General features: G+C 66.2%; 25 protein-coding genes. 13 read left to right on the top strand and 12 right to left on the bottom strand.

Translation table 11 applies throughout. From position 1 onward, the window contains the following. The first annotated feature begins 1 nt into the window (after position 1). Together flgL and G332_RS0107855 are read left to right on the top strand one after the other, a co-directional pair. Complete coding sequence (gene flgL / locus G332_RS0107860; RefSeq protein WP_019626450.1) at positions 2-1222, top strand: flagellar hook-associated protein FlgL; 1221 nt, start codon at positions 2-4, stop codon at positions 1220-1222. A 74-nt stretch (positions 1223-1296) separates the two neighbouring features. Next, positions 1297-1986, top strand: coding sequence for a hypothetical protein (locus tag G332_RS0107855; protein WP_019626449.1), 690 nt, complete (start codon positions 1297-1299; stop codon positions 1984-1986). A gap of 189 nt (positions 1987-2175) precedes the next feature. Here G332_RS0107855 and G332_RS0107850 read toward each other — a convergent pair whose 3' ends face one another. From G332_RS0107850 to egtC, 3 genes are all read right to left on the bottom strand, one after another. After that, a complete protein-coding gene (locus tag G332_RS0107850) occupies positions 2176-2937 on the bottom strand; it encodes an SIMPL domain-containing protein (RefSeq protein WP_019626448.1) in 762 nt (253 codons plus the stop codon). A 92-nt stretch (positions 2938-3029) separates the two neighbouring features. Next, a complete protein-coding gene (locus G332_RS0107845; RefSeq protein WP_019626447.1) occupies positions 3030-4214 on the bottom strand; it encodes an SUMF1/EgtB/PvdO family nonheme iron enzyme in 1185 nt (394 codons plus the stop codon). Between the two features lie 33 nt (positions 4215-4247). After that, positions 4248-5030: an ergothioneine biosynthesis protein EgtC gene (gene egtC / locus G332_RS0107840; protein WP_019626446.1), complete on the bottom strand. Its 783-nt coding sequence runs from the start codon at positions 5028-5030 to the stop codon at positions 4248-4250. A gap of 83 nt (positions 5031-5113) precedes the next feature. Between egtC and egtD the strand changes: the two genes are divergently transcribed. Genes egtD through ppx form a run of 3 tightly spaced genes read left to right on the top strand, consistent with a single transcriptional unit; the run spans position 5114 to position 8156 of the window. Next, positions 5114-6136: an L-histidine N(alpha)-methyltransferase gene (gene egtD, locus G332_RS0107835; RefSeq protein WP_019626445.1), complete on the top strand. Its 1023-nt coding sequence runs from the start codon at positions 5114-5116 to the stop codon at positions 6134-6136. 5 nt (positions 6137-6141) lie between these two features. After that, the gene (locus G332_RS0107830; RefSeq protein WP_019626444.1) at positions 6142-6654 is read left to right on the top strand and encodes a histidine phosphatase family protein; all 513 of its coding nucleotides are present in this window, start codon (positions 6142-6144) and stop codon (positions 6652-6654) included. Between the two features lie 2 nt (positions 6655-6656). After that, a complete protein-coding gene (ppx, locus tag G332_RS0107825; RefSeq protein WP_019626443.1) occupies positions 6657-8156 on the top strand; it encodes an exopolyphosphatase in 1500 nt (499 codons plus the stop codon). Between the two features lie 401 nt (positions 8157-8557). Here ppx and G332_RS0107820 read toward each other — a convergent pair whose 3' ends face one another. Together G332_RS0107820 and ppk1 are read right to left on the bottom strand one after the other, a co-directional pair. Further along, complete coding sequence (locus tag G332_RS0107820; RefSeq protein ID WP_019626442.1) at positions 8558-9769, bottom strand: response regulator; 1212 nt, start codon at positions 9767-9769, stop codon at positions 8558-8560. A gap of 113 nt (positions 9770-9882) precedes the next feature. Continuing rightward, complete coding sequence (gene ppk1, locus G332_RS0107815) at positions 9883-11967, bottom strand: polyphosphate kinase 1 (protein WP_019626441.1); 2085 nt, start codon at positions 11965-11967, stop codon at positions 9883-9885. Between the two features lie 190 nt (positions 11968-12157). On the opposite strand from ppk1, the gene G332_RS0107810 reads away from it, so the two are divergent. Together G332_RS0107810 and G332_RS0107805 are read left to right on the top strand one after the other, a co-directional pair. After that, the gene (locus tag G332_RS0107810) at positions 12158-12775 is read left to right on the top strand and encodes a hypothetical protein (protein ID WP_019626440.1); all 618 of its coding nucleotides are present in this window, start codon (positions 12158-12160) and stop codon (positions 12773-12775) included. 63 nt (positions 12776-12838) lie between these two features. After that, on the top strand, positions 12839-13162 hold the full coding sequence (locus tag G332_RS0107805) for a DUF2007 domain-containing protein (RefSeq protein ID WP_081619783.1): 324 nt from the start codon (positions 12839-12841) through the stop codon (positions 13160-13162). 63 nt (positions 13163-13225) lie between these two features. On the opposite strand, the gene G332_RS0107800 is transcribed toward G332_RS0107805, so the two are convergent. Continuing rightward, complete coding sequence (locus G332_RS0107800; RefSeq protein ID WP_019626438.1) at positions 13226-13972, bottom strand: transglycosylase SLT domain-containing protein; 747 nt, start codon at positions 13970-13972, stop codon at positions 13226-13228. A 109-nt stretch (positions 13973-14081) separates the two neighbouring features. Here G332_RS0107800 and G332_RS0107795 point away from each other — a divergent pair, with 109 nt between their 5' ends. The 3 genes from G332_RS0107795 to G332_RS0107785 are packed head-to-tail and all read left to right on the top strand — an operon-like array spanning position 14082 to position 15885. Further along, a complete protein-coding gene (locus G332_RS0107795; protein ID WP_019626437.1) occupies positions 14082-14888 on the top strand; it encodes a biotin--[acetyl-CoA-carboxylase] ligase in 807 nt (268 codons plus the stop codon). Next, complete coding sequence (locus G332_RS0107790; protein ID WP_019626436.1) at positions 14881-15651, top strand: type III pantothenate kinase; 771 nt, start codon at positions 14881-14883, stop codon at positions 15649-15651. The genes G332_RS0107795 and G332_RS0107790 overlap by 8 nt, the downstream gene beginning before the upstream one ends. Then, the gene (locus G332_RS0107785; protein WP_019626435.1) at positions 15652-15885 is read left to right on the top strand and encodes a hypothetical protein; all 234 of its coding nucleotides are present in this window, start codon (positions 15652-15654) and stop codon (positions 15883-15885) included. Between the two features lie 60 nt (positions 15886-15945). Here G332_RS0107785 and G332_RS0107780 read toward each other — a convergent pair whose 3' ends face one another. The 6 genes from G332_RS0107780 to G332_RS0107755 form a co-directional block, all read right to left on the bottom strand. Further along, complete coding sequence (locus G332_RS0107780; RefSeq protein ID WP_019626434.1) at positions 15946-16308, bottom strand: arsenate reductase; 363 nt, start codon at positions 16306-16308, stop codon at positions 15946-15948. Beyond that, the gene (gene dapD / locus G332_RS0107775; protein WP_019626433.1) at positions 16301-17122 is read right to left on the bottom strand and encodes a 2,3,4,5-tetrahydropyridine-2,6-dicarboxylate N-succinyltransferase; all 822 of its coding nucleotides are present in this window, start codon (positions 17120-17122) and stop codon (positions 16301-16303) included. Before dapD ends, G332_RS0107780 begins: the two co-directional genes overlap by 8 nt. Positions 17123-17142: 20 nt before the next feature. Further along, positions 17143-18348 carry a succinyldiaminopimelate transaminase gene (gene dapC / locus G332_RS0107770; RefSeq protein ID WP_019626432.1) on the bottom strand — a complete coding sequence of 402 codons (1206 nt, stop codon included), beginning with the start codon at positions 18346-18348 and terminating at the stop codon, positions 17143-17145. A gap of 113 nt (positions 18349-18461) precedes the next feature. Further along, entirely contained in the window at positions 18462-19202 is a 741-nt protein-coding gene (locus G332_RS0107765; protein WP_019626431.1) for a glycosyltransferase, read from the bottom strand. 9 nt (positions 19203-19211) lie between these two features. Next, the gene (locus tag G332_RS0107760) at positions 19212-19532 is read right to left on the bottom strand and encodes a rhodanese-like domain-containing protein (RefSeq protein WP_019626430.1); all 321 of its coding nucleotides are present in this window, start codon (positions 19530-19532) and stop codon (positions 19212-19214) included. A 130-nt stretch (positions 19533-19662) separates the two neighbouring features. Further along, positions 19663-20979 (bottom strand): sensor domain-containing diguanylate cyclase, encoded by a 1317-nt coding sequence (locus tag G332_RS0107755; RefSeq protein WP_019626429.1) that lies wholly within the window; start codon positions 20977-20979, stop codon positions 19663-19665. 830 nt (positions 20980-21809) lie between these two features. Here G332_RS0107755 and yjjJ point away from each other — a divergent pair. From yjjJ to G332_RS12775, 3 genes are all read left to right on the top strand, one after another. Then, on the top strand, positions 21810-23204 hold the full coding sequence (gene yjjJ, locus G332_RS12780; RefSeq protein ID WP_026340702.1) for a type II toxin-antitoxin system HipA family toxin YjjJ: 1395 nt from the start codon (positions 21810-21812) through the stop codon (positions 23202-23204). A gap of 435 nt (positions 23205-23639) precedes the next feature. Beyond that, positions 23640-24416, top strand: a complete 777-nt coding sequence (locus tag G332_RS0107745) for an ADP-ribosylglycohydrolase family protein (protein WP_026340701.1) — start codon at positions 23640-23642, stop codon at positions 24414-24416. 367 nt (positions 24417-24783) lie between these two features. After that, positions 24784-25000, top strand: a 217-nt coding sequence (locus G332_RS12775; RefSeq protein WP_019626425.1) for a helix-turn-helix domain-containing protein, incomplete at its 3' end; no start/stop codon positions are given.

Below are 25000 nucleotides of genomic sequence, written 5' to 3'. Positions count from 1 at the left end.
CATGCGCATCTCGACCACCCAGATCTTCCAGACTGGAATCGACCAGATTCAGCGTGGTCAGAGCGAGCTGAATCGCACCTCGCTGCAGATGGGACGGGGCGAACGCATTCTGAAACCGTCCGATGACCCGAGCGGGATGACCCAGGTCAACCAGTTCGAACGCATCATCCAGACGACGCAGCAGTACCAGCGCAATATCGATAACACCCAGCCGCGGCTCCAGCAGGAGGAGTCGGCGCTGCAGGGCGGCACGGAGCTGTTACAGCGCGCGCGCGAGCTCGTGGTGGCCGGCAACAACGACAGCCAGAACGACGAGACTCGCAGCTATATCGCAGGGGAGCTGCGGCAGTTGCGTGACGGGTTGCTGGATATCGCGAATACCCGAGACCCGAATGGCGAATACCTGTTTGGTGGTACGCGTTCCCTCCAGCAGCCTTTCCAGCAGGATGGGGCGGGATCGGTGCGTTATGACGGGGCGACGGGGGCGGGGAGTGTTCGTGAAGTCGCGATCTCGCCCAGCCGCAAGCTCCCGGTAGGGGATGACGGGGAGCGGGTGTTCATGGCCATCCCGGAGAACGACGGCCGGGTCGGGGCCGAGGTCACGAACCAGGTGCCGGGCAGTCGCCTGGTGATCGAGAAGACCGAGGTCAGCGACTCGGCCGCGCTGAACGACCAGACCTACACCCTGTCGTTCGAGGACCTGGGTGGGGGTGAGCTTGGATATGTGATTGAGGATGAGGGCGGTGCGACAGTCGCCTCGGGGCCTTACGCCCCCGGCGCGGCGATCGCTTTCGAGGGGCGTTCGATCACGCTCAGCGGCACGCCGGAGGTCGGCGACGAGGTACAGTCGCGCCCGGCCCGTGACAAGAGTGTATTCGAGACGCTGGATGCCGTCATCGGGGCCCTCGAAGAAGGCGGCGCCAGCGGCACGACCCGGGCGAAACTGGCCACCGCGAGCAATACCGCCTTCGCCGATCTGGACGCCGCGCTGCGCAATTTCAACTCGATCCGTGCCGAGGTCGGGTCCCGTCTGCAGGCGTTCGACCAGCAACGGGATGTGAACGAGGATCGGCTGGTGGATTTGAACAGCGCCGTGTCCGAGATCCGTGATCTCGACTATGCCGAGGCGATCAGCCGCTTCAACCAGCAGCAGGTGGCCCTGCAGGCCGCTCAGCAGACCTATACCCAGGTCAACCGACTGTCCCTGTTCGACTTCCTCTGAGCCGGCTCCGGCCGGGCGTTCGTGGTGGCGGCCTTTGTGCGACCATGAAGCCTTTTTGATTGCGAGAGTCTGGCATGGCCAAGAACAATGATCCCTCTGCGCCCGCCCCGCACCGTTCCAGTGGGCGCCCCCCGCGGTACCTGATGATCCTGCTGATTCTGGCGCTGATATGGGTCGGATTCTGGGGCATTATTCACTTGCAGTCGGGTGCCCCCGAGCCGGTCACGCTGAATGTGCAGGAGCAGACTGAGCTGGAGGCCAAGCTGCGAGCACTGGGCCCGCGCGACGCCGCACCGCGCCCGGATGCCGAAACGGGCGACGCGATCATCGATCTCGATGCCGAGGCCGAGCCGCTGGTCCCCGAGCTGTATGAAGAACATGCCGACGCTCGCAGGATACGGTTCAGCGAGCGCGAACTGAATGCCCTGATCGCGCAGGACCCGGACCTGGCCGAGCGGGTGGCGCTTCGCCTGACTCCGGGGCAGGTCAGTACCCGGATTCGGATCGACGTGCCTGAGGAGTTCCCGCTGCTGGGCGGGCGCGTGCTGAACGTACGTTCCGGCGTGCGTTTCGAGGCCGGAGACGGGCAGGTGCATGCGCGTCTGGTGGGCGTGAGCGTCGCCGGAGTCCCCCTGCCGGATGCCTGGCTGGGGGGGCTGAAGGACGAGGACCTGCTGGGGCTGGAGCCCTTCCAGCAGCTGCGTGCCGGCATCGAGGCCATCGAGGTGCGTGACGGCGAACTGGCGCTGGAACTCGCGCGCTGAATGCAGTAGCCCGCTGTGCGCGTTGCGGCCCGCGGCCCTGCGGCAAAGAGCGGAATGCGTCAGAACCCGGCCAAATCAAAACCCGGTGGGTAGTACCCGCTGCGGGCCGTGCCCCGTCTCGGAAAACCCGGGCTGGCCATGCGAGCGTGTATCGATAGCCGCGTTTTCCGAGGTGCTGTGAGCGGATGATCAGTAGTTCGGGCCTCGGATCCGGCCGCGCAGGGTCTCGGCGCCGACTGCGCGCAGGCGGCCGCGCAGACTGAGCCGCAGGGTGGAATGCCCGGCCTCCAGTGCCGGCGCACTGGCGGACTCGTCCATGGCGCGCATGGCCATGATGGGCTGCGGACCGCTGTGGCGTTCATCCGGCAGCTCGACCTTGAGGGTTTGCAGATGGGTGGCACCCAGCGTGCGAGCGAGCACGCGGGCCTGATCCTTGAGGTCCGCCATGGCCTCTTCGATCATGGCCTCGCGGTGTTCCCGGCGTGCGCCGGTGCTGAGGGAAAACCGGATCTGGCTGACGGTGAGCGCCTCCTGCTGCAGGACACCGACGAGTTTGCCAAGGCCGTCAAAATCACCGCTGGTGAGCTCGAGATTTTGCTGAACCTGCCATGCGCGGATGCGACTGCGGTCGTCGGGGTCGTGGATGGCACGCGTGGAGTAGCCGATGGTTCGTGCCTCGACGGCATCCAGCGTGGCAGCCCGTTCCAGTGCGGCCTCCATGGTGCGATTGACATCTGCAGCCGCCGCTGCGGCCTCCGGGGCGCGGGCCTCGGTCTGCATCAGGACAGTCATGCGGTCGTTGTCGACCTGGCGTTCGCTCTTGCCGGTCAGGATAAGCGTGGTGCCGCTGTCGTCCGCCATTGCGAATGCGGGAAACGCCAGCAACAGGGTCACCAGCGCGGCGATCCACCGAGCCGGTACGGGGGCGGGAAAAAGGCTTCTTCGGTGCATGATCGGGAATCTCCTGAGGCAGGATCACAGGCCTGCCGAATCCGGTTGTCGCGGGTTATGGTGGATGCTACCAGTCGCTACGCCGGCATGCGCTACAGGTCGCGCGCCAGGCGCAGGCCGGCGAACACGTGCCGTTTGTCCGGGGTGAAAAAGTTGCGCATGGAGGGCCGCTTGAGGAGCGGGTCGCTCCATGCGCTGCCACCACGCAGGACATAGTGCTGGCCATCAAACCACGGGCTGGAGTATTCCTCGTATGGGTAGGGGCGGAACCCCGGATACGGGTGGAAGGTATTGCCGCACCATTCCCATACCTCACCGGTGTCGTGTAGTGCGCCGGCCTGGCGGGCCCGTTCCCATTCGTGCTCGTGGGGCAGGCGCGCCCCGCGCCAACGGGCATAGGCGCTGGCCTCGTACCAGGAGAGCCCGACCACGGGGGCCTGCGGATCCAGGGGGCGGGTGCCATCTGGCAACGTCTGCACGCGGGTGCCGTCGGGCAGGCAGCGCCAGCCGAGAGGCGCCGCGATGCCGGTCTCTTGCAGCCAGGCGGTCGCTTCCGGGTCCCAGTGGGGGCCCGGCTGGTACCCGCCGGCCTCGATGAATGCCAGCATCTCGGCATTCGTGACCGGTTGTGCACAAACGGCATGCGGCCCGAGGTGGACCCGGTGGGTGCCGCGTTCGTTATCGAAAGCCGTGATCGCCTCGCTGCCGATCCAGGTCTCGCCCCCGGGGAAGTCGATCCATTCGTTCGGACGTTGTGGCTGCGGGTTCGGTACGCGTGTATCCAGTGTCGCGGGCCGCTGCAGGCGTGCGAACCAGCGCACCTGTTCGAGGCTCTCCAGATGCATGGCATGGTGCTGGGCCAGAAAGCCGGTCAGGTAGTCGTTCGCAAGCAGCGGGTGGCGGCGCACATCCGGCATCTGGCGCAGCAAATCCAGATGTCGGTGCTGGCAGGCCTGTCCCCAGTCGAGGAGGTCTTCTGCTGGCGGCAGCCGGCCGCCGCGCCGCCACTTGGGGCTCAGCTCCGGAAAATAGAGGTCGTGCCAGTCCCGGCGCGCGCGCGGGGCGTTACCGAGGATGCGTTCTTGCAGCCAGATGGCCTCGATGAAGTGGCAGTGGGTGTAATGCCAGCCCATGGGGCTGAGATCCGGATGGTATTGATTGCGCCACTGATGTTTCGGGGTGGTCTCCAGTGCAGCGTTCAGGCGGGCGTGCTGTATGGACAGGCACTCCAGCAGGTCGGGTGCGTCGGGCTGCGCAAGCGGATTGATGGCGTTCATGAGCGGTGGATTGTGCACAAGACTCAGTGGGCCCTAGAGTGCCAGGAGTTCCGGCGGTTCATCCGGGTCGAGAATGAGCAGGTGCCCCGGCGGGACCGGGCGCCAGCGTTCGCGGTCTGTCAGCGGTTCCGAGGCCACGATCGTACTGCCCTCGGGGAACGTCTCGTCATCGGTGGTGTAGTAGAGGCTGGGGCAGGGCGCATTAATCGCGTGGCGGCTGGCGATGATGCGGCGCCCGTCGGACAGGATCACGTTCAGCAAGGCGGTGTCCTCTCCCAGCCAGCTCGCGATGGTCGCAAACGCTTCGCCCAGGGCGCCCTCCAGGGTGGCGTTCTCGTCATCGGCCAGGTATTGCCGGATCAGGGCGAACAGGTGTTCCGAGTCCGTGGTGCCTTCGATGGTGGACTCGACCTCGTGGCCGAGGAGGTTCTGGATCTGGCGTCGGATGTCGGGTCGAAACCGATTGATCAGCCCGTTGTGGCTGTACAGCAGGCCGTCCCGGGCGAAGGGCTGGGCGTTGACGGTGTCGCCGCCGAAGCCCGGCGTCGCGCTGCGGATGGCTGCAATCCACAGGGGCTGGGTCATGTCGCTGGCCAGGTCCTCCAGGTTCGGGTCCTGCCAGAGCGGGTCGGCGCGGCGATAATGGCGCGCCGTTCCCGTCGCCCCGAACCAGCCGAAGCCGAAGCCGTCGCCGTTGACGCGGGCGTAGACCAGTTCGCCGGGCGCGATCGCCTGTTCAATCAAATTATGAGGCGGGTCCAGGATCAGGCTGCGCAGCGTGATCGAGGGACCCAGATAAGCGAGGTGTCGGCACATTGTTCCGGGCTTCCCTGGGGACAGTTGGGACGTCACAAGTTTCGTGCTAGCGTGCCGCAAACCCTCCAGATACGGAAGCCCGTATGTCAGCCAACGCCAGCGCTGTGTCCGTTTCGCCCCAATACAGCCGTCGCGTGGTGGAAGAGCGCGATGCCCACGCCGAACTGCTGGCCGAGTTCCGCGCCGGGATGCTCCAGCCGCCGCGTTCGCTGCCGCCCAAGTACTTCTACGATGCACGGGGCTCGCAGCTGTTCGATGCGATTTGCGACACGCCGGAATACTATCCGACCCGCCTGGAGGCCGAGCTCCTGGAGCACCATGCCGACGCGATCGTGGAGGCATCCGGCGCCCGCACGCTGTTCGAGCTGGGCAGCGGCACCTCGCGCAAGACCGAATACCTGCTGGCTGCCCTGGAGCGGCGCGTGGCGGCGCCCCATTACGTCGCCAATGACGTATGTGGCGAGATCCTGGACGAGGCGGGCGAGCGACTCCTGCAGCGCTTCGGTCAACTGCGGGTGGACAGCCTGTGCGGTGACTACGCGGCCGCCCTGGGTCACCTGGGCGAGGTCTCGGGCGCGCGCGATGACGGCCCCCGACTGTTCGCCTTTCTCGGCAGCAGTCTGGGCAACTTCGAGGACCCAGAGGCCGCCGCCCTGCTGACCCGGATCCGCGCGACAATGCATGCGGAGGATCGCCTGTTGCTGGGTCTGGACCGGGTCAAGCCGCGTCCGGTGCTGGAAGCGGCCTATAACGATGCGGCGGGGGTCACCGCGGCGTTCAACCTGAACCTGCTGTCGGTCCTGAATACGGAGCTTGGGGCGGATTTCGACCCCGAGGGTTTCGATCACCGCGCGCCCTTCGTGGAAGAGCATTCGCGGATCGAGATGCACCTGGTGGCGCGTCGCGACCAGGTCGTACAGGTCTCGGAGCTCGAGGCTCGCCTGGAGATTGCGGCCGGCGAGATCATCCGCACCGAGATCTCGCGCAAGTTCAGCCGCGAGGCGGTCGCTCGTCTGCTGGCGGCGGCCGGGTTGGAACACGAGGCCGAGTGGTCGGCGCCCGAGGACTGGTATTCCCTGTTCCTGCTGCGGCCCGGGGCGGCCTGAACGGCATGCGGGAACCGCGGCTGGTGCTGGTGCGGCACGCCCAGGCCGGTAATCCCGGTGACTGGGACGGGGCCGATCGTGACCGCCCGCTGACCGAGAAGGGGCAGGTCAGCGCGGTGCGCATGGCCCAGGCGCTGGGCGATCTACTGCCGGTTTCCGTGGAGCTCCTGTGCAGCCCCTATCTGCGCGCCCGGCAGACGGCGATCCCCCTTTCCCAGGCACTGGATGTGCCGGTGCGGCAGAAGAAATGGCTGGCTCCGGGGCAACCCGCCGGGCTGGAGGTCGAGGCCCTGGCCCGCAACCTGCCGGCGAACGGCGGACTGGTGCTTGTGGGCCACGAGCCCGACCTGTCGCTCCTGGCCAGCTGTTTGCTGGGCGCGCCCGGGGGGCGGACTCTGGTGCATATGGGCAAGGGTGATGCCTGCGGGCTGGCGGGTTCGCTGTCCGGACCGATGACGCTGGTGTGGCATCTGCCCCGCAAGATACTGGAAAGCCTGGGTGAACGGGAGGCGCGCTAGAGATGCAGGATGCACAGCAAAGCGAGACCGTCGCCGCCGTTGACCTCGGGTCCAACAGCTTCCACATGATCGTGGCGCGGCGTCAGGACGGAGAGGTCCTGAAGGTCGACCGGCTCAAGGAGATGGTGCGGCTCGCCAGCGGCCTCGACGATCAGGGACAGCTGGATCCGGAGGTCGGCCAGCGTGCTTTGGAGTGCCTGGATCGTTTCGGCCAGCGGTTGCGTCAACTGCCGCGTGGTCATGTGCGGGTGGTTGGAACCAACACGCTGCGCCAGATGCACGATAGCCGGGCCTTTCTGCGGTCGGCAGAACAGGCGCTCGGGCATCCGGTGGAGATCATCGCCGGGCGCGAGGAGGCACGACTGATCTACCTCGGCGTGGCCCACACGCTGGCGGATGACAGTGGCCGGCGCCTGGTGATGGATATCGGCGGCGGGAGCACCGAGTTCATTATCGGGGAACGCTTCGAGCCGGTTCTGGCCGAGAGCCTGGAGATGGGGTGCGTGACCTTTACCCGACGCTTCTTTGCCGACGGCAAGCTGAGTCGCAAGGCCTTCGATGCCGCCCGGCTGCGGGCGGAGCAGGAGCTGCAGCCGATTGCCAGCGCCTACCGGGCGGCGGGCTGGGATCAGGCGCTCGGGGCCTCGGGCACGATCCTTGCGCTGGATCGCATGGTGCAGGAGTCGGGCCTGGACCCGGCGCCGGGCATGGACCGGAGGGCCCTCGAGCGTCTGCGGGACGCACTGATCGAGCAGGGCTCGATCGACGGGCTGGAGTTTCCCGGCCTGGTGGCGGAGCGGGCGCCGGTCATCGCGGGCGGACTGGCGGTGCTGCTGGGGGCGTTCGAGGCGCTGGGCATCGAGCGCCTGCATCCCTCCGACGGGGCGCTGCGCGAGGGCGTGGTGCATGACCTGCTGGGGCGCTTCCGGCACGAGGACGTGCGCGGGCGTACCATTCATCATCTGCGCCGGCGCTTTGCGGTGGACGCGGCCCAGGCCGAGCGCGTCCAGGCCACGCTGGCACGCCTGGTGACGGCGGTACGCGCCGCCTGGGGGCTGGACGAGGACGACGCCGAGCGCCTGGACTGGGCCGCCGAGCTGCACGAGATCGGCCTCGCCCTGGCCCACAGCAAGTACCACAAGCACGGCGAATACATCCTCAGGTGGGCTGACCTGCCCGGGTTTTCGCAGCCGGAGCAGGCGGAGCTTGCGCTGCTGGTGCGGCTGCACCGGCGGAGCCTGAAACCCAAGCTGCTGAGCGGTGTGCGAGAGGATCGTGCGGGAACCTTCCGGTATATGGCGGTGCTGTTGCGCCTGGCCGTGCTGCTGCATCGCTCGCGGGCGCCGGATCCAGTGCCGCTGGAGCGTATCGAGGCGACCGTGGACGGGCTCACGCTGCGCTTCGCGACAGGGTGGCTGGATGCCCATACCCTGACTCGGGCCGACCTCGATGCCGAGCGCGAGGAATGGGCCCGCCATGCACTGCAGCTCGAGTTCGCCTGACGGTCGACAGGAATTATCGCTTGGTCTGCGGCGATTGTCGGGGGCTTCTGGCCGGGAGGGGATTCCAGTAAGCCTCTCTCCCTTAAGGAGACGCTGATTGAATCGCACGTCCGCGCTCGAGTCGCTTTTGCGTGCGTTTAATGCGCGGTGACGGCCGTGCAGTCATTCTGCTACAGGTGAACCGCAACGCTGTGCGCGCGCCCGTTTTTGATCAAAAACGGGCGGCCGAGCCCCGCTTTCAATCACGCGGCTGCCTCTCTGTCTTCAGTCACGTGCGGGAGTGGTACTCCAGATTCACTGACCCGGTGTTGCGCCCCGAGTCCTGCAAGGAAGGGGTTGATGCGCTACTCGCTGTGGGAGCGTCCTGCCCCGGATGCCCTGGGTGCCGGACGCGAGCTTGTTCACTGATTGGCGTTTCCCTGGGGCGAGACCTGTTGGCCGGGTATCTCGCCAGTCGTGTCATAGTCTGACAGACCAAGGCGCCTCAGAAGTTTCTGGCATTCAGCGGAGTCCGCTTCCCCATTGGTCAGCAAAAAGGCAGTGCGCATGATCGGCAGATAGATTTGGCCGCTGCCCAGACCGAAGCCGTGGGCTGCCCCAATCATCTGCTTCAACGGGAGAGAAAGGCGCAGACGCGACTTCAGTGCCACGGCCATTCGAGCGGGCCAGGCCCCAGCGAGCGCGGTATCCAGGGCGGCTGGGTCGAGGGTGCCGCCCTTAAGGATGCAGCGCTGTGCGGTGGCGATGACCGCTAGCTCGCCCAGGCGGTGCATCAATCCGGCGGTGAAGCAAAGGCTGGCGTCCGCCCGCAGGCTGCGACCCAGGGCCGCAGCCTGGTGAGCCACGCGTTCGCTCTGTTCCTGGTAATGCCGGGCGCGGGTCTGGAGGGTGGGGTCCTGAAGTGTGGTGGTGAGATCGAGGGCCATGGCCATTGCCAGATTCAGGGCGGTGGGGATGCCCAGAACCTGCAGGGCCTCGCGTAGCGAGCTATTGGGGGTGTCGGTTCGCCGCAGTGCACTGCCGTTGGATGCATCGATCAGGCGCGTGACCAGGGACGGAATGTCCTGCCAGGCCTTCTCCAGTTCGGACAGGGGGAGTGTGTCGGCTCGCTCCCTCAGTTCCCGCAGTGCGTCGAGATCGACCGGTGTAGGCAGCCTCAGGTTCCCGGATTCGGCCAGATGCAGGGCTTCCTCCAGGGCGGGAATCTCCGCGCCGTCCCCATTTTGTTCGGATAGCGGCTCGGTAGCGGTTCCCCCGGCCAGTATCTGTTGCAGGCGGTCCTGCACCAGTTCCGCTTCGAAGGGCTTGGAAATAAAACCCCGTACGCCGTAGCGAGCGGCACGCTGGACGCTGTTACGGTCCGGGTGCGCGGTAATGATGACAATGGGCGTGACGCGGCCATCGATGGCCGCCCGTCGCAGGAAGTCCAGCCCATTGCCGTCGGGCAGTGACAGGTCCGACAGCACCAGATCGTGGTGCGTCTCGTCCCAGAGCTGCAGCGCCTCGGTGATGGAACTCGCCTGGAAAATGTCGGAATCGGGATAAAGGCCACGAACGAGTGTCTCGAGAAGATCCGCCATGAGTGCTTCGTCTTCCAGTATCAGGATCTTCATAGGGGGTCCGGATGCGCGTGCCTGTAAGGAGTTTGTGACTTTCAGGTTCGGTTGTCCGAAGGATAGGGTCAAGCGCGGGGCCGGGGCCCCCGCGCCCGGCCATGGGTGTCGCGTCAGCCGGCGGTAGACCCCGCCAGAGCGGTTGTGAGGGCCTCCTGTGCGGAGTAGGGTGCCTGGTCGTCGGCGGGTCGAATGCGGGTGTAGCTGCCGTCCGGCTGCAGGGACCAGGCGGTGGCGGTGTCACGCAGGTAGTTGAACAGGGATTCCTCGGCCACGCGGTCGCGCAGTTCGGGGTCGCGAACGGGAGAGGCGACCTCGACGCGACGGAAGAAGTTGCGCGGCATCCAGTCGGCGCTGGAGATGAAGACCTCGGGTTCGCCGGCGTTCTCGAAGTAGAACACGCGCGAGTGTTCCAGAAAGCGGCCGAGCACCGAGCGGACCTCGATGGTTTCCGAGATGCCGGGCACGCCGGGGCGCAGGCTGCAGATCCCGCGCACGATCAGCTGGATCGGGACCCCGGCCTGAGAAGCCCGGTACAGGGCCTGGATGATGAGGGCCTCGTTGAGCGAATTCATGCGCGCGACGATGCGTGCGGGGCGCCCGGCGCGGGCGTTTTCGATCTCGCGGTCGATCTTTTCCACCATTGCGTCGTGCAGGCGGAACGGCGCCTGCAGCAGCGCGCGCAGCCGGGAGACCTTGCCCAGGCCGGTCAGTTGCTGGAATACGCGGTGGACATCCTCGGTGAGGACCGGGTCTGCGGTCAGCAGGCCGAGATCCGTGTAGGCCTTGGCGGTACCGGAATGGTAGTTGCCCGTGCCCAGATGGGCGTAGCGGGTAATGTGATCGCCATCGCGGCGCACGACCAGCGCCAGCTTGGCATGGGTCTTGTACCCCACCACGCCGTAAGTGACGTGGACCCCGGCATCCTGCATGCGGTTGGCCAGTTCGATGTTGTCCGCCTCGTCGAAGCGGGCACGCAGCTCGATGACCACGGTGACTTCCTTGCCGGCCTGGGCGGCCGCGATCAGGGTCTCCACCAGTGGCGATCGGGTTCCGGTGCGGTAGAGCGTCTGCTTGATGGCCAGCACTCGCGGGTCGGCCGCGGCCTGGCGCAGGAATTCCACCACCGGCATGAATGACTGATACGGGTGGTGCAGCAGCAGCTCCTGCTCGCGAATGCAGGCGAAGATGCCGGAGCCGGTCGCGTCGTGGCGCGGCAATGCAGGTACCAGCGGCGGGAACTTGAGATCCGGCCGGTCCACCAGATCGTGTACCGCCATCAGCCGGTTCAGGTTGACCAGGCCGGTGACCTGATAGAGGTCTTCGGGTGACAGGTTGAACTGCTGCAACAGGAATGCGGCGGCCTCCTGCGGGCAGTTGTCCGCGACCTCGAGGCGTACACCCGCGCCGTAGTTGCGCTGCGGCAGCTCGCCCTCCAGGGCATTCAGCAGGTCGTCGATCTCCTCCTCCTGCACGAACAGGTCGGAGTTGCGCGTCAGCCGGAATTGATAACAGCCGGTGACCTTCATGCCCTTGAACAATTCGTCCACGTGGGCGTGCAGGATGGAGGACAGCAGCACGAAGTGGTTGTCGCCGCCGGCAACCGCGGGCGGCAGGCGTACGAGGCGCGGCAGGGAGCGCGGGGCCTGGACAACGGCGCGGCCGGATTCGCGACCGAAGGCGTCCTTGCCCTGTAATGTGACGATGAAGTTCAGGCTCTTGTTCAGGATGCGCGGGAACGGATGCGCGGGGTCCAGCCCGATCGGGCTGAGTACCGGTTGCAGCTGCTCGTGGAAGTACTGCCGCACCCAGTCGCGCTGGGCGGCATCCCAGTGTGTGCGGCGCACAAAATGGATGCCCTCGGCCGCGAGGGCGGGAATCAGCTCGTCGTTGAGCGTGCGGTACTGATCGGCGACCAGTTCGTGCGCGCGCGGGGCAATCTGGCGCAGCTGTTCGGCGGCCGAGAGGCCGTCGGGGCCCGGGGCCTGCACGTTCAGCTCGACCTGCTGGCGCAGCGAGCCCACCCGGACTTCAAAGAATTCGTCCAGGTTGGTGGAGGAAATGCTCAGGTAGCGCAGCCGCTCGAGCAGCGGAAAGCTCGGGTCCTGGGCGAGGGCGAGCACCCGGCGGTTGAACTCCAGCAGGGACAGTTCGCGATTCAGGAACAGTTCGGGTTGGCTCATGTCGGCATCCGGCATGCACGACTCACGGCAGAAGTGGGTCCGCGAGTGTATGGCGTCATTATGTCAGTTTTATGAATGGAGCTGGTGGTTGGGCGGTACCCGAAGGCCCCGGCACGGGTGGCTGAACTGCGGAGCCGAGGCCCCTGCCGTTATACTTGTCGGATATATCCACGCAGCACCTTTAGTTGCCTTTCGGAGAAGCCCCTTGGCCGAGTTTACCCTGACACTGCATGCTCCTGATCCCTCGCAGCCGGACCTGCGCAAGGTTTCGGTGGAGGCCGCAGGCGAGTTGCCCGAATACGGGCAGGTCTGGGTATGGGACATCCTCTACGCCCAGCAATTGTTCGCACTGGGCGAGGTTCAGGCGGCGCAGGAGCTGAAAGAGGCCCTGGAGCTGTGGGCGGTGAACATGTCCAGCAAGGTATTCCAGCCGCATGGTCATATTCTCGCGAAGGGCTACCTTGATCTGTCCGAGGAACTGGAGCTGGTGAACGGCGATGCCGTGCCTGCTTTGAACCCGGCCGATCGCCAGGTGGTGGTGAGCGTGGACGGTCAGGCCGGGCAGCTCCCGGACGTGCATGTAACGCCGGATGATCTGGACGCCGCAGAGCGCAAGGCGCTGGTGCTGGGGCTCGGGCAGTACTTCAATTTCGAGAACCCGATGTTCGCTCGTGAGCTGCCCATCCATGTACTGGCGATGCGCAAGTACCATGCGGACATCAACCTGCCGCACACGCGGGAAGCGCTGGACGAGGCGCCGTTCTTCGCCATCCAGAAGGCGATGGAATACTTCCAGGCGGCCAATCAGGGCACCGTCCAGTAACACTCCGGTGCCGGTGCGTCATGGTGGCTGCAGCACGCCCAACGGCATGCTACGGTCCTGCCCATGAGGACCGTTTACTCCGCCGCCGATCCGGTCATGGCCGGATTTGTCGAGAACCTGTTGCGGGAGGCCGGGATCCCGGCCTACGCCAATCAGGCCGGGCTGTACAGTGCCGCCGGGGAAGTCCCGCCGACCGAGACCTGGGCCCGGATCATGGTGGTGCACGAGGAGCAGGCGGAAGAGGCGCGGGCGATCATCCTGGAATACTTCGAAGGCGAGCCGAAACATGACGGCCGTGACTGGAAGTGTGCGCACTGTGGCGAGGTGATTGAACCCCAGTTTACCCAGTGCTGGAACTGTGGCCGGGAGAAGCCGCAGGGTCGCTGACGCAGGGAATCCCCCGGGAGTTTCGCAACCTGGGTGCTGGCTTTTCCTGGCATACGGACAGGCTCAGTCGGGACGTCCGTTGCCCCCGCCGTATTGCGCGCGAACCCGCTGGACGTAGGCCTGCGTCTCGCGGAACGGCGGGATGCCACCGTGGCGTTCCACTGCCCCCGGCCCCGCATTGTACGCCGCCAGGGCCAGATCCAGATCGCCGTCGAAACGCTCGAGCATGGCCACGAGATAGCGCGTTCCGCCGTCGATGTTCTGTGCCGGATCAAAGCGGTCGGATACCCCCAGCTCCGCAGCCGTGGCCGGCATCAACTGCATGAGGCCATGGGCGCCAACGCTTGAAACCGCCTGTGGATCGAAACAGGACTCGACATGGATCACGGCCTGGACCAGGGTCGGGTCCAGGCCCTGCCGGGCCGCCGCGTGATGAATGAGTTCGGCGAATTCGCCGCCGCCACTGGCGAGCGCCCGGTGCGCGCGGTTGCCGCACTGGACGCGGGCGGTAGGGCGGCCGAAGGTCGCGATCAGTTCCATGCCCGCGTCCTGCTGCCGCTGGTTGGTGAGCAGGCGCTCGCCTCCGGGGCCCTCGAACACGAACATCTCACTGCGCGACCAGTTGTCCTGAGTTGGGCCGGACGCGGCGGAAGTGCCCGTACCGGACGAGCGGATGGTCTCGTAGGGCTGTCCCTGCGGGCGTTCGTCCGTCAGGACCCGTGCACCCGATGCATCCCGGTAGGTGTAAAGCTCGGCGCTTGCCGGGATCGCCAGCAGCATTCCTGCGAGCACCGCGGTCAATCGCAGCATGCGACCGGCGGAATGCTTACCATGTTGCCTTGCGTTCAATCCTGCCCCCCTGACTCGCACGAGCCCAGTACCGATCCCGATGAGCGAGAACCCTTCCACAGTGTGCATTATGGCGGCGGAAAGTGCGCGGCTGAAGGCGTATTTGGAGCGCCTGCTGGCCGGTACCGGCGCCATTGCGCCGAGCGTGGAGGTGGTGAAGTCGGTGGACTCGACCAACCGCTATTTGCTGGATACCTGTGGCGCTGTGGGTGGCCCGGCGCGGGTCTGTATGGCGCTGGAGCAGACAGCGGGCCGGGGTCGTCGCGGGCGCGTCTGGCAGTCACCGCCCGGGGCGGGGCTGGCGCTGTCGCTGGCCTGGCCGTTGCCGCCAGGGCCGGTGCCGTCGGCCTACCCGGTGGGCGTTGGGGTCGGCGTGATTCAGGCCCTGGAGGCGTTGGGTGTGGACCGCGTGCGGCTGAAGTGGCCCAATGACCTGGTCGTCGGGCCGGCAAAGCTGGGGGGGGTCCTGGTGGAACAGCGCCAGCCGCAGCCAGGCCGTCCCGGGTGGCTGGTCGTCGGGATTGGCCTGAACCGCACAGGCGCCGCCGCACTGTCGCTCGGGCGAGCGGTCACGGATCTGGCCGCACAGATGATGGCCCCGGTTCCGGGGCAGGTAGCGATCGCCGCAGAGATCATTGCCCGCCAGTGTCTGATCCACCCGGGGCTGCTGCGCCAGGGTATCCGTCCGCTGGAATCGGAGCTTGCGCGTCTGGACAGCCTTCGCGGCCGCGCCGTCCGGGTGCTGGACGAGGGTCGCCAGGGTTGCGCCCGCGGGATCGACCCGGACAGTGGGTGCTTGCGGGTCGAGTTCGACGGCGAAGGTGTGCGCCTCCTGCATTCCGGAGAAGTGTCGGTACGGAGCGATGAATATGTCTGACGTGGCACTGGTGGATATCGGCAGCAGCCGTGTGAAGTGGCAGGTGCGTGCGGCTGACGGACAAGTCGTGGGTTCCGGGGCGAACCGGCAGACGGAGGGTTGCGCGCGGGCCCTCGGTTCCATGGCGCAGGAGGGCGCAATCAGGGCCGTATGGGTATCCCGTGTGGGGCCGGAGGCACGTGAACGGGCGTTTCGTGCGGCGCTCGCGGCCAGCGGGGTGGCGGCCTCGGTGCACATGGTACGTGTCGCCGCGGACGGGCCGCATGGCCTGCATAGTGCCTATGCAGCGGACCAGCTGGGGGTGGATCGCTACTGTGCGCTGGTCGCGGCCCGTGCCCATGCCAGCGGGGCGGTCGTGGTCGTGGATGCGGGCACCGCGGTGACTGTGGATATGTTGCAGGCGGACGGCGGCCATGCCGGCGGCTATCTGTTTCCCGGACGGCAGCTGGGCTGGGAGACCCTGCAGGGGCGCCTGTCCGATCGCATTGCCCCACGCGGGGCCACGCAATGGCCGGAAGGCCTGGATGCCACTCCAGGCCTGAACAGTACCGAGGCCCTGGAGCGGGGCTGGGGGCTGGGGCTGGTCGCCGCACTGGATGGTCTGATCGCGCACGCGGGTGCCGGTGCCCGTCCGCAGCCTGCATGCTGGCTGACCGGAGGGGATGCCTATTGGCTGGCGCCGCTGATGCGCACGGAGTCGGCGATCTTCCCGAACCTGGTGCTGGATGGCCTGTGGGAGCTGGCGCACTGGGAGGCTTCCTGAATGCGCTGGGTCGTGCTGATCCTGGCGCTGTTGAACGCCGGGTATCTCCTCTGGGCCTGGCATGACGGACGTCTGGACCCGGACCCCTATGCGGATGTGCCGGCACCGGAGTCGGGCGGGCGCGAGATCGAATTGCGGGAGGCCTGGTTACGACAGGCTCCGGACTCGCCTGCTGCACAGGAGGCAGCAGGCGAGTCCGGCGAATCTGCCGGGCCGGACCGCGTACACCCCTGACCCCGCGATCAGTTCGCGGCGATGCGGGGTGCACACGGTGGTGAGCCGTACGCCGGGGACTCAGGCCGCCCCGAGGCGGGCGGCTATGGTCGCGTTCCAGCCGACCTCGAGTGCCTCCCCGTTGGCGCCGTGCTCGATGACCGGGCGCTTGATCAGCGTCGGGTGCGCCTGCATCAGCGCGAACGCGCGGCCCTCATCCATGCCCGCGCGTTCGTCCTCCGGGAGTTGGCGCCAGGTGGTGCCGCGACGGTTCACCAGGGCCTCCCAGCCCGCGACCTCGACCCAGCGCTGCAGACGCACCGGGTCCAGCCCGTCTTTGCGCAGGTCCACGAAGCGCACATTCACGCCGGCCGCATCCAGCGCCCGGCGTGCCTTGCGCACGGTGTCGCAGTTGGCGATCCCGTAGAGCGTGACCTCAGACATCGCGCAGCAGGGCGTTCAGGCCGACCTTGGCCTTGGTCTTCTCGTCCACGCGCTTCACGATCACCGCGCAGTACAGCGAGTACTTGCCGTCCTTCGACGGCAGGTTGCCTGGCACCACCACCGCGCCGGCCGGCACGCGACCGTACAGGATCTCGTCGTTCTCGCGGTCGTAGATGCGGGTGGACTGGCCAAGGTACACGCCCATGGAGATCACCGCGCCTTCCTCGACGATCACGCCCTCGACCACCTCGGAGCGTGCGCCGATAAAGCAGTTGTCCTCGATGATGGTCGGGGCGGCCTGCAGCGGCTCCAGCACGCCGCCGATGCCGACGCCGCCGGACAGATGCACGTTCTTGCCGATCTGGGCGCAGGAACCGACGGTGGCCCAGGTGTCGACCATGGTGCCCTCGTCCACATAGGCGCCGATGTTCACGTAGGAGGGCATCAGCACCACGTTGGGGGCGATGTAGCTGCCGCGGCGCGCGGTGGCTGGCGGCACCACGCGCACGCCGCCTTCGCGGAAGTCGCGGCTGGAGGTGTCGGCATACTTGGACGGGACCTTGTCGTAGTAGTTGGTGAAGCCGCCCTTGATGAACTCGTTCTCGGCGATGCGGAACGACAGCAGCACGGCCTTCTTCAGCCATTCATTGACCACCCAGTCGCCGTCCTTCTTCTCGGCGACGCGGGCCTGGCCGCTGTCGAGCATGGCCATGGCCTCGTTCACGGCGTCACGTACGCTGGTCTCCACGTTGCGCGGGTTGATCTCGGCGCGGTGTTCAAAGGCGGTTTCGATCGTGTTCTGGATATCGGACATCAGGAATCCCTTTTAAGGCATTAATTAGTAGTGGTTTCATACAGGCCGGCGATGCGTTCGGCGGCCTCGATACAGGCGGCAGGTTCGGCCACCAGGGCCATGCGTACATGACCGGCGCCGGGGTTGTGTCCGCTGGCCGGATCGGTGCGCGACAGATAACGCCCGGGCAGCACGGTGACCCCGGCCTCGGCATACAGGCGGCGGGCGAAGGCCTCGTCGTCGCCATCCGGCACCCGTGGCCAGAGATAGAAGCCGGCGGCGGGCATGCTGACGTCCACCACGCCCTCGAGGCGGGGCACAACCGCCGCGAACTTCTCTGCGTACAGGGCGCGGTTGTGCTCGACGTGGCTTTCGTCGGCCCAGGCCGCCTGGCTGACGGCCTGGCTGGGCGGGGGCAGGGTGCAGCCGTGATAGGTGCGGTAGAGCGCAAAGCGGTCCAGTAGCGCGCCATCGCCGGCGACGAATCCGGAGCGCAGGCCCGGCAGGTTGGAGCGCTTGGACAGGCTGTGAAACACGACGCAGCGTTCGAAGGCGGTGTTGCCCATTCGCGCCGCGGCCCCCAGCAGCCCGGCCGGCGGCGCGGCGTTGGGGTGATAGATCTCGGAGTAGCACTCGTCGGCCGCGATAATGAAGTTGTGCCGGTCGGCGAGACGAATGAGTTCCTGCATGGCCGTCTCGGACATGCAGGCCCCTGCCGGATTGCCGGGGTTGCAGATGTAGACCAGTTGCACGGCATCCCAGGTGGCGGCCTCGATGGTCGAGAAATCCGGCAGGTAGCCGTTTTCCGGCGCGAGATCGTAAAACAAGGGTTCGGCTCCGGCGAGCAGGGCCGCCCCCTCGTAAATCTGGTAGAACGGGTTGGGCATCAGCACGCGCGCGCCGGGGGTATCGGAGACCACCGCCTGGGCGACGGCAAACAGGGCCTCGCGGGTGCCGCTGACGGGCAGAACCTCCCGCCCTGCATCCAGCGCATCCAGGCGAAAGCGGCGCTGCAGCCAGGTGGCGATGGCCTCGCGCAGCGCGGGTTCGCCCCGGGTGCTCGGGTAGTGGTTGTAACCCTGGATAGAGGTACGCAGCACCGGCTCCACAAACCCCGGCAGGGAGTGACGCGGCTCGCCGATGGACAGGGCGATGGGTTCCAGTCCTTGCGGCTGATCGAGATCCGCGAACAGCGCGCGCAGGCGTTCGAACGGATAAGGCTGCAGCCGGTCGAGGCGGGGGTTCATGGCGGTGGTCGGTCCTGATAAAGGGCGCGTAACGAAAGACCGCGCAGTATACCGAAGCCGGGCGGCGGGCGGCACGCCGTCCGGCCTGCGCGTGTGTGCGCGGATCGTATTCTCTACTCCGGCTTGTCGGGGCGGGTGTACCAGAACCAGGAACCGCGTCGTGAGCGCAGGGTCCATGGCATTAGCAGGACCTGAACGAGTAGCCCCGCCTGGCGGAACGGGCCGAACCATTCGGCCTTGCGCCCGGAGGTGCACACCGGCACATCCAGGATCACGAAGCGCTGGCCGTGGTGCCGGCCCCAGCGGCGCAGGGCGCGCGACAGCCAGACTTCCTCGCCGGCGTACACGCGCTCGCTGAAGCCGCCGGTCGCCGCGAAGGCCCGGCGGGTGCAGAACAGGTAACAGCCAGCCCCGAGCCGGAGAGCCCGGGCCAGGGCGTTCCAGGACCGTGCGCCGGCGCGATAGACCGGGTGACGCAGATTGTCGAACGCGACCATAGTGCCTCCGCCGCAGACCTCGCCACCGGCCAGGGCCGCGACAGTCGCCTGCAGCAGCTCGCGGTCGGGCCAGGTGTCGGCATCCACGAACAGCAGCCATTCGCCGCTGGCTGCGCGGGCGCCGGTATTGCGGGCACGGCTGATCTGGCGTTCCATCTCCGTCACCACGCGGGCGTCATGTTCGCCGGCGATGCGCGCGGTGGCATCGGTCGAGGCATTGTCGACGACGATCAGTTCGTACCCGATGGCGGTGGCCTGGGCGACCGCGTGCAGGTTGTCCAGCGTTCGCGGCAGCAGGCGAGCCTCGTTCCAGGCCGGCACGATGATCGAGAGCCGGGGACGGTCGGTACGGGGCACGGGTGTTCGTCAGTAGGTGGGCATGGCGGGGTCTACGTCTCGCGCCCAGGCATCGATGCCGCCGGTCAGGTTGATCACGTTGGTGAATCCGGTGCGCTCCAGGAACCAGGCAACCTGCCGACTGCGCACGCCATGGTGGCAGATCACGACGGTCTCGATGCCCGGATCGAGTTCGCCGGTCGCGCTCGGGATCTGGCCCATCGGCAAGAGTCGTGAACCTTCGATATGGCAGCGCTGGAACTCCCATGGCTCGCGTACGTCCAGCAGTAACGGCGGGGTATCGGTTTGCTGCAGGTAGTCGCGAAGCTCGACGGGGGAGAACTGACGCATAGGAGAATCCGAAATCACTCGATGAAGGCAAGACGCTAGACCCCGACCTGTGTGCAGGCAAGAGCCGCTGCCCGGCGTGGGGTGAGCGGCCCGGAGTGAGTGCCCGGGCCGGTGCATGGTTGCGCCGGCCTCAGGCGGCGCTGATGACCTGGTTGCGGCCGGCGGCCTTGCCTCGGTAAAGGGCGCGATCCGCGCGTTTCATAATATCGTTAATGCTGTCGTCATCCGGCCGGAGCGTGGCGACACCGCAGGTGATGCTGGTGCTCAGGCGAGCCCCGGTTGCGCTCAGATCGAGGTCGGCAATGGCGGTGGTGATGTCCAGGGCCAGGCGGGCGGCGACGACCTGATCGGCTTCGGGCAGGAGTACGGCGAACTCCTCCCCGCCCAGACGCGCCGGGACGTCACTGGTCCGGATGTGTTCGGTGATGCAGCGCGTCCCGAGCTGGAGCACCAGGTCGCCGGCGGCGTGGCCGTAGCGGTCGTTGATGGACTTGAAGTGGTCAAAGTCCAGCATGACCACGCTGGTCGGCGTTCCGGCTGCATGGAACTCCGCAAAGGCCTTTTCCAGTTGCTCCATGAAGTAGCGGCGGCTGTACAGGCCGGTGAGCGCATCGGTGTTGGAGAGGCGGCGCAGGCGAAGCTCCAGCTCCTTTTGCTCGGTGATATCGCGGACGGTCCCGAGCAAGGTGCGCTGATCGCCCCGCGGATGCATGTCGGCCAGTTCGTGTACCCAGCGGATCTCGCCGCCCGGTCGGATGATCCGGTGCACCACATCGTGCAGGCCGGTCTCGCTGGCGCGGCGTTCGCTGGCCTCGACGGCCGGCAGATCATCCGGGTGGACCGCGGCCTTGAAGGCCTCCACGCTGGGCGTGAAGGTGGCCTTGTCGACGCCGAAGATTTCGTAGATTACATCCGACCAGTACAGCTCGCCGGTGACCAGGCTCCCTCTCCAGTACCCGAGCCGGCCAATGCTCTGTACCAGATCCAGTTGCCGCGCGAGCGCCTGCGATTCAACCAGTGCGTTCGCAAGATCCGCCCGGGTTTTGCGGATGTCGGTGATCTCGTTGTGCGACCCCGCGATCCATTCCGCCAGGCCATCTTGAGTGCGCGTGACGACACGGCCGTTTCCGCGAATCCAGATCCATGAGCCGTCGCGGTGTCGCATGCGCGCATCGCAGTGGTAGAACTCCGTATCGCCCTGGAAGTGCGCCTCAAGCGCGGCCTCGCAGCGGAGCAGATCCTCCGGGTGCGCGAGCGCCCGCCAGGTGTCGATCGAGACCGGCTGCAGATCCTCCAGGCAATAGCCCAGCATGCCCGCCCAGCGTTCGTTCAGGCGGACCTCGCCAGTCTGCACGTTCCACTCCCAGGTGCCGACATTGCTGCTGTCGATGATGGCCTGAAGCCAGAAGCGGCGGTCTTCTGCTGAGGGTGCGTTGTGATCTGACACCGGCAGGTATCCTTGTAACCCGGGCTCAGGGGTGGGGCCTGGCAATGCTGGAAACAGTCTAATTGAGCGTCAGTCCGGGGGGAAGAAGGCGCCTCGCCGCGAGGTTGCTCCGATGGGGATTGCGCTGCCGGCCCTGCCGGGTTGTCGGCCGATGGTCGACACGTATCGCCCGGAAGCTGCATGCGCCGGATATCGAGGCTAAGGAGACGCTGAGTGAATCGCGCGTCCGCGCTCGAGTCGCTTTTGCGTGCGTTTGATGCGCGGTGACGGCCGTGCAGTCACTCTGCTACAGGTGAACCGCAACGCTGTGCGCGCGCCCGTTTTTGATCAACAACGGGCGGCCGAGCTCCGGCTTTCAATGGCTTGTCGGGTTGGTGCCCCCCCGATTCTGAATGAATTTGGCCCGAGCCTGCGTTGCGCCCCGAATCCATCAGAAACGGGCGGGTAGAACCACTACCCGCTGCACGACGCGCCTTGTCTCGGAACGTTTGTCTTCAAAAAACTGGGGGGCGCCAACGCGGAGCTGCGATTGAATCAGCGTCTCCCTAAGCTTCCTCAGCCAGTGTGGTGGGGCCGACGGCTGTTCGATTCAGGGTGATGGCGACGGGTGACGTACAGTCGGTGGTTGTAGCAATGGGATTGCGTGAGGAGCCCGCGGAGTGTCGAAGGGCGTTCGAGGCCTTTGTGGGCCGGGCCACCGAAAAGGGATAGAACCCGGTTCGTCCATAGGATCGTTTCACTAAATGCTTGGGAGAGAAATCGAAGGGTTATATATCAGATCCTTAATCAGGTAGTATCTTCTCAATAATCATTTCAATAGGCAGGTTCGGATGAGGAGCAAGCGAGAGGCAGCGCATCAGCGGCTTGGCTTGGCGCTTGCCAGACTCGCCCCGGCACGTGCAGCCGATCTTGCCCGCGAGCTCGAGCTGTCGGTCCCCACCCTTCACCGACTGCTGCAGGAGACGTCCGAGCCCGTGCTTGCGGCCGGGCAGGCCCGGCGCACTCGCTACGCTCTGCGCAGAGCGCTGCGAGGCGACTTCGCGCCCATCCCCATCCGTGTGATTGATGAAGCCGGCCAGCCGCACGAGCTCACGGAGCTGTCGCCCATCCAGCCGCAGGGCTGCCATGCCGACTTCGGTGGCTCGGATTGGCCTTTGGAGGATGACGACGAGAATCCCGAAGGATGGTGGGCCGGTCTGCCATACCCTTTGTACGATATGCGCCCCCAGGGCTACCTCGGGCGCCAGCTGGCGCATCGCTTGCAAGACACCCTCGCGGTGTCACCCAATCCGGATGCCTGGAGTGACGACGATATCCTCTGGGTTCTGAGTCGTGTGGGGTCCGATCTCCCGGGCAACCTGGTCGTTGGTGATGCCGCATTCAAGGGCTGGCAGAAGGCCCGCCTGGATCCCCCTCCGATTCTCGGGGCGGATGAAATCGAAGGGATGTATGTGAAGGCGGCGGAGGAGGCCATCTCGCTGGGTCTTGCGGGCTCCAGTGCCGCGGGTGAGTTCCCGAAGTTCACCGCCCTTCGGGATCTGCAGGACAGTCGTAGTCCCCACGTCATCGTGAAGTTTTCGGGTGCGGACGAGTCCGCGACCGTGCAGCGCTGGTCCGATCTGCTGGTCGCGGAGCATCTGGCACTGGAGGCGGTCGCGGGACTGCCCGGTGTGCAGAGTCCGCCCAGCCGGATCCTCCGGCAACAGGGCCGCACGTTTCTGGAGATCGAGCGCTTCGATCGCCACGGACTGTTCGGCCGCAGCCCGGTGGTGACGCTGGAGACCGTGAACGCGGCCTTGCTCGGCCACGCGCCTTCGGCATGGGACACCCTCGCCAAGGGGCTCGCCGACAAGCGTCTGCTGGCGCCGGAGGTCGTTGCAGCCATCCGTCACATCACCTGGTTCGGCCGACTGATCGCCAATAGCGACATGCACCTGGGCAACCTCGCCTTTCGACCGGAGGGCGGCCGGCTTGTCCTGTGCCCGATCTACGACATGCTCCCGATGGCGTACGCGCCGTTCCCGGGTGGTGAGCTGCCGCGGGTAACGTTTGAGCCTGCCCTGCCATTGCCTCGTGAGCATGGCGTGTGGGTCACCACTTGTCACGCCGCGATCGGGTACTGGCAAACCGTGGCGGATGACACCCGCATCAGTGCCGCGTTTCGCAGAATTGCATCCGAAAACGCCGTCGAGCTGCAAAGGCGCATGGCACTCGTTGCGCCCTGACGGGGCGTTGCGCAGTGCCCATTGGATGCCCGGCGTCTGCCGGGAGGCACGCTGTTTGCGCGCGCAAACAGCGTGCCTCCTTGCGTACACTGCCCCTGAACACGCCGCATGACCTGAGGGCGTCGCCGTGGAACATGAAACGCACCAGGGTGACGGGCCGCCTGCCCAAGGCGGATGCGAACGCGAACGCGCATCTCATGGCCGTGACCGAGGTGCGGGGTTGTCTGTCGATGAGCGGCAGGGCCAGCCCGCGCCGAGGCTGGTGCCGAACGCCACCTTGAGGGCATCGACCAGGCCGATCAGACGCTGGCGCGGATCCGGCGAGGAGTCGGTGATCGGTCCCGAGGCGTTGTGGCGTGACCAGCACGGTTGAGTTCGCCCGCCCCGCTCAGTCGATATCCCCGCTGCACCAGGCTTGTGACAGGAGATGGCCGAATGCTCGGAGCTATTATTGGTGACATGGTGGGGGCTCCCTGGGAGTTTCGGCGCATCACCACGAAGGACTTCCCGCTGTTCAATGACCGCAACGGGGTTACCGACGACAGCATCATGACGGTCGCGGTAGCCGACGCCCTGTTGCACGACAAGGATCCGGCCGAAACGATGCGGGAGTGGGCCCGGAAGGTTCGGCCGGCCCCTCACCTGGGTGGATATGGCAAGAAGTTCTTTGGCTGGCTCGCGGCGCCAACCGTTCAGGCCCCCTATGGAAGTTTCGGCAACGGAGGCGCGATGCGGGTGTCGCCTGTCGCATGGCTGACACATTCGCTTGATGAGTGCCTTGAGTGGGCCCGGAAGGTCACCGAGGTCAGTCACGATCATCCCGAAGGGCTCAAGGGTGCGCTGGCGACGGCGCATGGCGTGTGGCTTGCTCGGCAAGGCGTGGATGCGGCCGGGATTCGGGCGGCACTGGAATCTGCGTACGGCTACGATCTCAGCCCGAGCGTGGATGGGTTCCGTTCGGTTCACGAGTACAACGAGACCGCGCCCGGGACGGTTCCACCGGCCATCGTTTGCGCATTGGAATCCGAGGATTTTGAGGATGCCTTGCGCAATGCCGTGTCCATGGGCGGGGATGCAGACACGCTGGCAGCCATTGCGGGCAGCGTGGCGGAACCCCTGCACGGGATCCCCCATGTGATGATCGAGTCCGCCCTGCCGCACATTCCCGCAGTGATGCGGGAGGTGATCCGTGTTTTCGACTCGGTGCGCTAGGGAGACGCTGCTTTAATCGCACGTCCGCGCTCGAGTCGCTTTTGCGTGCGAACAAGGCGCGGTGACTGCGGTGCAGTCATTCTGCACAAGGGAGCCGCAACGCCGTGCACATGCAAAAGCGGCTGAGCCTCTGCTTTCAATAGCTTGTGGGGTTGGTGCCCCCCCCGATTCTGAATACATATGGCCCGATCCTGCGTTGCGCCGCTTGCGGGTAGAACCACTACCCGCTGCACGACGTGCCTTGCCTCGGAAAACAGGGGGCACCAACGCGGACGTGCGATTAAATCAGCGTCTCCCTAGTGTGCTTTAACATTAGTTCGTTATACAATATAGGCCATGGGTTGATCTCCATTTGAGAGGGGGCGTTATGGCTCAACGTGGTCGCAAACCGATCAAGCTGGACCTGTCGGATGCTGAGCGTGCCGAGTTGCAGCAGTGGGTGCGGCGCCGCAAAACGCCAGCGGCCGAAAAGCAACGCGCGGAGCTGATTCTGGACAGTTCCGAGGGCCTTTCCGGGCGAGACATCGCGGCCCGGCACCAGGTGTCGGTGCAAACGGTTTCCAAATGGCGAAGGCGTTTTGAGC

Source organism: Thioalkalivibrio sp. ALJT (genome assembly GCF_000381825.1).
Taxonomy (GTDB): Bacteria; Pseudomonadota; Gammaproteobacteria; order Ectothiorhodospirales; family Ectothiorhodospiraceae; genus Thioalkalivibrio.
This window is presented reverse-complemented; position numbering and strand designations above follow the sequence as displayed.

Excerpts from the sequence above, each read along its gene's own strand:
- flgL (WP_019626450.1), top strand. The coding sequence starts at position 2 with ATGCGCATCTCGACCACCCAGATCTTCCAGACTGGAATCGACCAGATT.
- G332_RS0107855 (WP_019626449.1), top strand. The coding sequence starts at position 1,297 with ATGGCCAAGAACAATGATCCCTCTGCGCCCGCCCCGCACCGTTCCAGT.
- G332_RS0107850 (WP_019626448.1), bottom strand. The coding sequence starts at position 2,937 with ATGCACCGAAGAAGCCTTTTTCCCGCCCCCGTACCGGCTCGGTGGATC.
- G332_RS0107845 (WP_019626447.1), bottom strand. The coding sequence starts at position 4,214 with ATGAACGCCATCAATCCGCTTGCGCAGCCCGACGCACCCGACCTGCTG.
- egtC (WP_019626446.1), bottom strand. The coding sequence starts at position 5,030 with ATGTGCCGACACCTCGCTTATCTGGGTCCCTCGATCACGCTGCGCAGC.
- egtD (WP_019626445.1), top strand. The coding sequence starts at position 5,114 with ATGTCAGCCAACGCCAGCGCTGTGTCCGTTTCGCCCCAATACAGCCGT.
- G332_RS0107830 (WP_019626444.1), top strand. The coding sequence starts at position 6,142 with ATGCGGGAACCGCGGCTGGTGCTGGTGCGGCACGCCCAGGCCGGTAAT.
- ppx (WP_019626443.1), top strand. The coding sequence starts at position 6,657 with ATGCAGGATGCACAGCAAAGCGAGACCGTCGCCGCCGTTGACCTCGGG.
- G332_RS0107820 (WP_019626442.1), bottom strand. The coding sequence starts at position 9,769 with ATGAAGATCCTGATACTGGAAGACGAAGCACTCATGGCGGATCTTCTC.
- ppk1 (WP_019626441.1), bottom strand. The coding sequence starts at position 11,967 with ATGCCGGATGCCGACATGAGCCAACCCGAACTGTTCCTGAATCGCGAA.
- G332_RS0107805 (WP_081619783.1), top strand. The coding sequence starts at position 12,839 with ATGAGGACCGTTTACTCCGCCGCCGATCCGGTCATGGCCGGATTTGTC.
- G332_RS0107800 (WP_019626438.1), bottom strand. The coding sequence starts at position 13,972 with ATGCTGCGATTGACCGCGGTGCTCGCAGGAATGCTGCTGGCGATCCCG.
- G332_RS0107795 (WP_019626437.1), top strand. The coding sequence starts at position 14,082 with ATGGCGGCGGAAAGTGCGCGGCTGAAGGCGTATTTGGAGCGCCTGCTG.
- G332_RS0107790 (WP_019626436.1), top strand. The coding sequence starts at position 14,881 with ATGTCTGACGTGGCACTGGTGGATATCGGCAGCAGCCGTGTGAAGTGG.
- G332_RS0107785 (WP_019626435.1), top strand. The coding sequence starts at position 15,652 with ATGCGCTGGGTCGTGCTGATCCTGGCGCTGTTGAACGCCGGGTATCTC.
- G332_RS0107780 (WP_019626434.1), bottom strand. The coding sequence starts at position 16,308 with ATGTCTGAGGTCACGCTCTACGGGATCGCCAACTGCGACACCGTGCGC.
- dapD (WP_019626433.1), bottom strand. The coding sequence starts at position 17,122 with ATGTCCGATATCCAGAACACGATCGAAACCGCCTTTGAACACCGCGCC.
- dapC (WP_019626432.1), bottom strand. The coding sequence starts at position 18,348 with ATGAACCCCCGCCTCGACCGGCTGCAGCCTTATCCGTTCGAACGCCTG.
- G332_RS0107760 (WP_019626430.1), bottom strand. The coding sequence starts at position 19,532 with ATGCGTCAGTTCTCCCCCGTCGAGCTTCGCGACTACCTGCAGCAAACC.
- yjjJ (WP_026340702.1), top strand. The coding sequence starts at position 21,810 with ATGAGGAGCAAGCGAGAGGCAGCGCATCAGCGGCTTGGCTTGGCGCTT.
- G332_RS0107745 (WP_026340701.1), top strand. The coding sequence starts at position 23,640 with ATGCTCGGAGCTATTATTGGTGACATGGTGGGGGCTCCCTGGGAGTTT.